Here is a 7,313-nt window from a genome sequence, read left to right as displayed (position 1 = left end):
TCTTATAAAAGATCATACTTAGTTTAATTAGTTTACTCTCCTACTTGTTAAAAATTTCATCCTGATAATTTTAAAATTATTAGGATGGATGTTGTTAAGGTTGTTAAACTCTTTTTAGATTGCAATCATTCTTTTAAAGTATTTTAAAAACTCAACAAAGATTATAACAATACAATCATTTTAAATTATTTTAATACGATTAAAAAGAAGTGAAGAGGATTGAAGATTAATACATTTGGTTGCGAAGGGGAGATTTGAACTCCCGACCTTCGGGTTATGAGCCCGACGAGCTAACCACTGCTCTACTTCGCGACACATAAGATATTTGAAATATAAAATAAGAAGTGGATGGGGTAAAGGGATTCGAACCCCTGAATGACAGGACCAAAACCTGTTGCCTTACCGCTTGGCGATACCCCAATAAATATTTTTTAAAAGTGTGATTATAATGAATTTTAATTTATTTGTCAAGCAATTTAAGTTATAATTTTAAAAATTTTAAGGAAATAAAGATGAAATTTGTTAGCATAGAACAAGCGATTAAGGATTTGCAAGCAGGAAAAATGCTTGTTATGGTAGATGCAGAAGATAGAGAAAATGAAGGTGATTTAATCTTTCCTGTGCAATTTAGCACCCAAGAAAAAGTAAATTTCATGATAAAAGAAGCTCGTGGTGTGGTTTGCGTAGCTTTAGATGAAACTTTGGCAAAAAAATTTGAACTTCCTTTAATGGTGCCTAAAAATACTTCAAACCACGAAACTGCTTTTACTATAACCGTAGATGCAAAAGATGCTACAACGGGAGTTAGTGCTTATGAAAGAAATATGACTATACAAATTTTTGCCGATGATAATGCTAAAGCGAGTGATTTTGTAAGACCAGGGCATATCAATCCTTTAATCGCAAAAAAAGGTGGGGTTTTAGAACGCACAGGTCATACAGAAGGCACGGTTGATCTTTGCAAATTAGCAGGATTAAAAGGTGCTTGTGTGATTTGTGAAATCGTAAAAGATAATGGAGATATGGCAAGAAGAGAAGATCTAGAATTTTTTTGCCAAAAGCATGATTTAAACATGATAGCCGTAAGCGATCTTATAGAATATCGCCTAAAACATGAAAGCCTTATTAAGCTTGAAGAAAAAAGTCAAAGTGTTTTAGCAGGCTTTAAAGCAGAAAAATTTATCTTTAGCGATCATAATCAAACCCAACATATAGCTTTTTGCTTTAAAGATATCAAAAAATGTGAAAATGTTAAATTTCATATCAGTGGTAGTGATTTTGAGCTTTTAACTTCAGATAAATTTTCAAAACTTTTAGAGCAAATCAAATTTCTTAGTGAAAATGGTGGCGTTATAGTTTTCATGCAAGGAGAAAAATCCAGTACTACTCAATACAAAAACTATGGTATAGGAGCACAGATTTTAAGATATTTTGGTATAGAAGAAATTAAACTTTTATCTCAAAGTTGTGATAAAGACTATATAGGCTTAGAAGGTTTTGGTTTAAATCTTAAAGCTTGTAATTTTAACTAAAAAGGAAAAAAATGACTTTAAAAGAACAAATTTTAAACGATATCAAAGAGGCAATGAAACAAAAAGATGATTTTAAAAGAGATAGTTTAAGAACTCTAAATGCAGCTTTTAAGCAAATAGAAGTGGATGAAAGAATAGAATTAGATAATGAAAGAATTTATAAAATCATTGCAAGTGAAATCAAAAAACGCAAAGACGCAATCGAACTTTATCTTAAGGCAAATCGTGAAGATTTAGCGCAAAAAGAACAAAATGAAATAAGTCTTTTTGAAATTTATCTGCCTAAACAACTAAGTGATGAGGAGTTAATTTTAGCCTTAAAACAACTTATAGAAGAATTGGGTGTAAGTTCACTAAAAGAACAAGGTTTGGTAATGAAAGAAGCTAAAATAAAATTAGGTGCGAGTGTTGATGGCAAAAGACTTAATTTAGCACTTAAAGAGCTTTTACAATAATTTTTTGGAGTGTTATTATGAAAGAGTTAAGCGGTTCAGCAATGATTTGCGAGGCTTTAAAAGAAGAAAATGTTAAAATTGTTTTTGGCTATCCTGGAGGCGCTGCGCTTAATATTTATGATGAAATTTACAATCAAAAGTATTTTAAACATATTTTAGTGCGTCATGAACAAGCGGCTTTGCATGCTGCTGATGCTTACGCAAGAATGAGCGGAGAAGTGGGCGTGGCTATAGTTACAAGCGGACCAGGTTTTACAAATACTATTACAGGCCTAGCTACGGCTTATAGTGATTCTATCCCTTTAATATTGATTTCAGGGCAGGTAGCAAATTCTCTTATTGGCACAGATGCTTTTCAAGAAATTGATGCAGTAGGTATTTCAAGACCTTGTGTGAAGCATAATTATTTAGTTACTTGTATAGAAGAATTTCCACGCATTTTAAAAGAGGCTTTTTATATAGCAAGGAGTGGTAGACCTGGGCCTGTGCATATAGATGTGCCAAAAGATGTAAGTGCAACTTTGGGACTTTGGGAATATCCTAAAGAAATTTCTATGAAAACTTATAAGCCTGTTTATAAGGGTAACTCAAAACAAATTAAAAAATTTGCAGAGCTTTTAAAAGAAGCAAAAAGACCTTTATTTTACTTGGGTGGAGGTTGTATCAGTTCTAATGCAAGTGAGCAAATCAGAGAGCTTGTAAAATTTACAAAAATTCCAGCAGTTGAAACCTTGATGGCGCTTGGAACTTTAAGAAGTGATGATGTTTTTAATCTCAAAATGGCAGGCATGCATGGAAGCTATGCTGCTAATATGGCTTTAAGTGAGTGTGATTTGCTTGTGAGCGTAGGAGCGAGATTTGATGATAGGATTACAGGAAAAACAAGTGAATTTGCCAAACATGCGACTATAGTTCATGTTGATATTGATCCTAGTTCTATTTCAAAGATTATCAATGCGCATTATCCTATAGTAGGAGATATTAAAGAAGTTCTTAAAGAGCTTTTAGAAGAGCTTAAAAAGGAAAATTTCAATACAACTTTTAAAGAATGGCACGAAACTTTAAAGCGTTATAATGAACTTTATCCACTTTCTTATGAAGATAGTAATGAGGTTTTAAAACCGCAATGGGTAATTGAAGAATGTGCGAAGATGGCTCCTGATGCAAGGATTATTACCGATGTGGGTCAGCATCAAATGTGGGTAGCGCAGTTTTATCCTTTTAATTATCCAAGACAACTTGCAACAAGTGGAGGGCAAGGAACTATGGGATATTCTTTACCTGCTGCTTTGGGTGCAAAGCTTGCTGTGGATGAAGAAGTAGTGATTAATTTCGTAGGTGATGGATCGGTTTTAATGAATATCCAAGAGCTTATGACTGCTCATGAGTATGGTATAAAAACTATAAATATTATTTTAAATAATGCCTTTTTAGGTATGGTAAGACAATGGCAAAGTATATTTTATAAAGAGCATTTTTCACAAACAGATTTAAGCACTCAGCCTGATTTTATCAAAATTGCTCAAGGTTTTGGTTGCGAAGGTTATGAAATTTCAAACAAAGAAGAATTCATTCAAGCTTTTAGTCAAGCTTTAAAAAGTGATAAAACCTCTCTTTTAAATGTAAAAATTGATCGCTTTGAAGATGTTTTACCTATGGTGCCTGCAGGAGGTGCGATTTATAATATGATTTTACCAAAGGCAAAGGATAGACAATGAGAAGGGTTTTATCGGTAATTGTTTTAAATGAGCATGGGGTTTTATCTCGTATAGTAGGACTTTTTTCAGGAAGAGGTTATAATATTGACTCGCTTACAGTAGCACCTTTGGAAAATAAAGAATTTTCGCGTATTAATATAGTCACTTCAGGAAATGAAAGAACTTTTGAGCAGATAGTCAAACAACTTCATAAGCTTATTCCTACTTATAAAGTGATAGAAAGTGAAGAATTTATTGATAAAGAAATGGCTTTAGTGAAAATTCCTTTAAATGAAAATTTAGGTGGACTTGATGCCGTTTTGAAAGCTTATAATGGTACTATTGCAAATAGCAATGAGAATTTTTTGTTTTTAATGGTTGCCGATGATGCAAATCGCATTGATAATTTTTTAAAAACAATTAAAAAATACAATCCTAGTGATATAGTTCGCAGTGGATCTGTTTTGATGGAGATTAAATGAAATTAAGTGAAATAGCAGAATTTTTAAGCTTAGAGTATAAAGGTGAGGATATAGAAATCAGTGCTTTAAATTCTTTATTGAAAGCAAATTTTACAGAGCTTACTTATTGTGATGGTGAGAAAAATACCAAAGATATACCTCACACAGGAGCTGCTGCTATTTTAGTATCTAAAGAATATGAAAATTTAGTACCTAAAGATACTAAAGCTTTGATTACTCAAAATCCACATTTGAATTTTGCTTTTTTAAGCAAGCTTTTTGCTAAGCCTTTGATAAGCACAGTTAAAGAAAAAATACAAAATATCGCAAAAAGCGCAAGAATCATGCCTAATGTTTATATAGGTGATAATGTAAATATAGGTGAAAATGTAATCATTATGGCAGGAGCTTATATAGGCGATAATGTCAGCATTGGTGATGAGAGTATTATCCATCCTAATGTAGTGATTTATAATGACACTAAAATTGGTAAAAAATGTCATTTGCTTGCTAATTGTGTAATAGGAAGCGATGGTTTTGGTTATGCGCACAATAAAAACGGCGAACATTATAAAATTTATCATAATGGCAATGTGATTTTAGAAGATTTTGTAGAAGTGGGGGCTTGTACAACTATAGATAGAGCAGTTTTTGATAGTACTATTATCAAAGCAGGTACTAAGGTAGACAATCTAGTTCAAATCGGACATAATTGCAATATAGGTCAAAATTGTATCATTGTAGCACAAACTGGAATTTCAGGTTCAAGTGAGTTAGGACGCAATGTTATTATGGGTGGTCAAAGTGCAACGAGTGGACATTTAAAAATAGGCGATTTTAGTACTATAGCTGCAAGAGGCGGTGTGAGTAAAAATTTAGAAGGTGGGCGCGTTTATGGTGGTTTTCCTATCATGCTTCAAAAAGATTGGCTAAAACTTCAAGCTAAAATAGCAATAAATTTTAAAGAAAAATCACAAGATTAACATCGCATCACCATAAGAGTAAAAGCGATATTTTTCTTTTATGGCAAGTTCATAAAGTTTTAAACACTGTTCTCTACCGATAAAAGCTGAAACTAGCATGATAAGAGTAGATTTTGGTAAATGAAAATTGGTCAAAAGATGATTTTGTCTTATAGGTGGATTTTGCGGGTGTAAAAAAAGATCGCAAAAACCATTTTTTGTTTTAGTTCTTGCATAATATTCTATAGTTCTTGTTACCGTTGTTCCTACGCCTAAAATAGCTTGTTTTGAATCTATAATTTCACATGCTTGCTGCGGAATATTAAAAAATTCGCTATGCATTTTATGCTCTTGTATATTTTCACATTCCACGCTTTTAAAGGTTCCAGCTCCTACATGTAAAGTTAAATGATAAATTTCGTGTTTTTTTCTTAAATTTTCAAGCATAGTCTCACTAAAATGTAAACTTGCAGTTGGAGCAGCTACCGCGCCTAAATTTTTTGCAAAGATACTTTGATAATCTTTCAAATCACTTTTTTCATCCTCCCTTTTAATATAAGGAGGCAAGGGTATATGTCCTATCTTGTCAAGCAGGTTGTAAAGATTTGAGGTGTCTAAGGTTTTATCATTTTGAAAAAATTGAACTTTTCGAAGACCATCATCTAAAAGTTTTACAACGCGCGCTTTTAAATCCTCTTTAAAATATAAGATTTCATCTTTTTTAACACGCCCTTTAATTTGAGCTAGAAAAAGTGGATTGTGAGAATTTAAAAAAGGTTGATGTAAGAAAAGCTCTATTTTTCCTCCGCTTGCTTTATTGCCATAAATTCTTGCTTTAATAACTTTAGTATCATTGAAAAAAATCGCGCAGTTGGGTAAAAAGTCTTGTAAATTTTTAAAAGTAGTGTGAAAAATTTCTTTGTTTTTGCGATCAAAAACCAAAAGCCTAGCATCTTCTTTCGGATTTGCAGGATAGTTAGCTATGAGTTCATTAGCTAGAGTGTAATCATAGCTTGAAAGAAGTAAGTCTTTATTCATCACTTTCTTTATCTTTTGGGGCAGGATTTACCTTTTGAACAATTAAAATAGAAAGTCCATAAAGTCCACAAAGTGGTCCTGCCATTAAAAATTGAGATAAAACATCAGGTGGAGTCATAAAGGCTGAAAAAACAAAAATAACTAAAACAGCTATGCGAAAATGGCGTTTTAAAAAACTATCATCTATAAGCCCGATTTTAGCAAAGAAAAAGGCAATTACAGGCATTTCAAAAGCTAAGCCAAAAGCCACAACAACTTTTGTAAAAAAATCTACATAAGTTCCTATGGTAATCACAGGATTAAAATCTTCATTTAAACCAAAATTAATCAAAAATTTAAAAGCCAAAGGCACTACAACAAAATAACAAAAACAAGCCCCTAAGGCGAACATAATGCTTGCAAAACTAACAAAAGGCACCACAAGGCGTTTTTCATTATCGTAAAGTCCCGGAGCTACAAATTTCCAAAATTGCCAAAAAATTACAGGTAAAGAAAAGATAAAGGCTGCAAAAAAACTAACTTTCATTGCAGTAAATAAGGCTTCTTGTACTTCAATTACATTCACATGTTTGGCTACTTCGGGCAAAACAGCTATAAGTGGAGCTTTTAGAATATCTAAGATATAGCTTCGTAGAGCAAAACATACAATAAACATAACTACAATGCAAGCAACGCTTATAAAAAGGCGTTTTCTAAGTTCTACTAAATGAGGTCTTAATTCTTCAAACATTTATTTTTCCGTTTTATCTTGTGTTTCTAATTTGCTAAGATTTGGTTTTTCTTCTGTATTTAAATTTTGTCCGCTAAGGTTATTTTTTGTGTTATCATCTCTGCTATCAAAGGTTAAATCCACCTTTGTTTTATCTAAAATATCTCTTTTAAGGTCATCAAATTCTTCAAAACTGAGTTTTTTGCGTATGTTTTCATTAGTGCTTGAAAATTCATCTTTGTATTTCTTAGCTTCTTCTTTTAAGTCATTGATGCGTATTTCTTTTTCTATGCTTGATTTTGCATCATCTATGTTGCGTTTTACAGCTTTTAGAATTTTTGCTATTTGTACTATAGCTTCTGGAAGTTTATCAGGCCCTAAGACTAAAATCGCTACAACTAAAATAACTATAATTTCACCAAAACTCATTAATCATTACTCTTTGATTTGATATTTTAA

7 protein-coding genes, 2 tRNA genes and 1 pseudogene are annotated in these 7,313 nt (G+C 32.1%); 5 read left to right on the top strand and 5 right to left on the bottom strand.

Features of this window, described 5'->3' with window-relative positions:
• Positions 1-236 precede the first annotated feature (236 nt).
• Both AJ885_RS00735 and AJ885_RS00730 read right to left on the bottom strand, forming a co-directional pair.
• A tRNA-Met gene (locus tag AJ885_RS00735) sits at positions 237-312 on the bottom strand.
• Positions 313-345: 33 nt separating this feature from the next.
• A tRNA-Gln gene (locus tag AJ885_RS00730) sits at positions 346-420 on the bottom strand.
• 92 nt (positions 421-512) lie between these two features.
• On the opposite strand from AJ885_RS00730, the gene AJ885_RS00725 reads away from it, so the two are divergent.
• The 5 genes from AJ885_RS00725 to lpxD are packed head-to-tail and all read left to right on the top strand — an operon-like array spanning position 513 to position 5,128.
• Positions 513-1,532 carry a bifunctional 3,4-dihydroxy-2-butanone 4-phosphate synthase/GTP cyclohydrolase II gene (locus AJ885_RS00725; protein ID WP_070280580.1) on the top strand — a complete coding sequence of 340 codons (1,020 nt, stop codon included), beginning with the start codon at positions 513-515 and terminating at the stop codon, positions 1,530-1,532.
• A gap of 11 nt (positions 1,533-1,543) precedes the next feature.
• Positions 1,544-1,987 (top strand): GatB/YqeY domain-containing protein, encoded by a 444-nt coding sequence (locus tag AJ885_RS00720; RefSeq protein WP_070209841.1) that lies wholly within the window; start codon positions 1,544-1,546, stop codon positions 1,985-1,987.
• A gap of 17 nt (positions 1,988-2,004) precedes the next feature.
• Entirely contained in the window at positions 2,005-3,705 is a 1,701-nt protein-coding gene (locus AJ885_RS00715) for an acetolactate synthase large subunit (RefSeq protein ID WP_070209842.1), read from the top strand.
• On the top strand, positions 3,702-4,166 hold the full coding sequence (gene ilvN / locus AJ885_RS00710) for an acetolactate synthase small subunit (protein ID WP_002852211.1): 465 nt from the start codon (positions 3,702-3,704) through the stop codon (positions 4,164-4,166). Before AJ885_RS00715 ends, ilvN begins: the two co-directional genes overlap by 4 nt.
• Positions 4,163-5,128, top strand: a complete 966-nt coding sequence (lpxD, locus tag AJ885_RS00705) for a UDP-3-O-(3-hydroxymyristoyl)glucosamine N-acyltransferase (protein WP_070233249.1) — start codon at positions 4,163-4,165, stop codon at positions 5,126-5,128. Before ilvN ends, lpxD begins: the two co-directional genes overlap by 4 nt.
• Here lpxD and queA read toward each other — a convergent pair.
• From queA to tatB, 3 genes and pseudogenes are all read right to left on the bottom strand, one after another.
• Complete coding sequence (gene queA, locus AJ885_RS00700; protein WP_070248252.1) at positions 5,117-6,145, bottom strand: tRNA preQ1(34) S-adenosylmethionine ribosyltransferase-isomerase QueA; 1,029 nt, start codon at positions 6,143-6,145, stop codon at positions 5,117-5,119. The two genes, lpxD and queA, sit on opposite strands and share 12 nt — an antisense overlap.
• Positions 6,138-6,875, bottom strand: a complete 738-nt coding sequence (gene tatC / locus AJ885_RS00695) for a twin-arginine translocase subunit TatC (RefSeq protein WP_070248250.1) — start codon at positions 6,873-6,875, stop codon at positions 6,138-6,140. Before tatC ends, queA begins: the two co-directional genes overlap by 8 nt.
• Positions 6,868-7,283: pseudogene (gene tatB / locus AJ885_RS00690) on the bottom strand (Sec-independent protein translocase protein TatB). Before tatB ends, tatC begins: the two are co-directional and overlap by 8 nt.
• Between the last annotated feature and the right edge of the window lie 30 nt (positions 7,284-7,313).

Origin of the sequence: Campylobacter sp. BCW_6464, from assembly GCF_001762775.1 — a bacterium.
Classification (GTDB): Bacteria; Campylobacterota; Campylobacteria; order Campylobacterales; family Campylobacteraceae; genus Campylobacter_D; species Campylobacter_D jejuni.
This window is presented reverse-complemented; position numbering and strand designations above follow the sequence as displayed.

Coding starts and splice junctions, on each gene's coding strand:
- AJ885_RS00725 (WP_070280580.1), top strand. CDS start 513: ATGAAATTTGTTAGCATAGAACAAGCGATTAAGGATTTGCAAGCAGGA.
- AJ885_RS00715 (WP_070209842.1), top strand. CDS start 2,005: ATGAAAGAGTTAAGCGGTTCAGCAATGATTTGCGAGGCTTTAAAAGAA.
- lpxD (WP_070233249.1), top strand. CDS start 4,163: ATGAAATTAAGTGAAATAGCAGAATTTTTAAGCTTAGAGTATAAAGGT.
- AJ885_RS00720 (WP_070209841.1), top strand. CDS start 1,544: ATGACTTTAAAAGAACAAATTTTAAACGATATCAAAGAGGCAATGAAA.
- ilvN (WP_002852211.1), top strand. CDS start 3,702: ATGAGAAGGGTTTTATCGGTAATTGTTTTAAATGAGCATGGGGTTTTA.
- tatC (WP_070248250.1), bottom strand. CDS start 6,875: ATGTTTGAAGAATTAAGACCTCATTTAGTAGAACTTAGAAAACGCCTT.
- queA (WP_070248252.1), bottom strand. CDS start 6,145: ATGAATAAAGACTTACTTCTTTCAAGCTATGATTACACTCTAGCTAAT.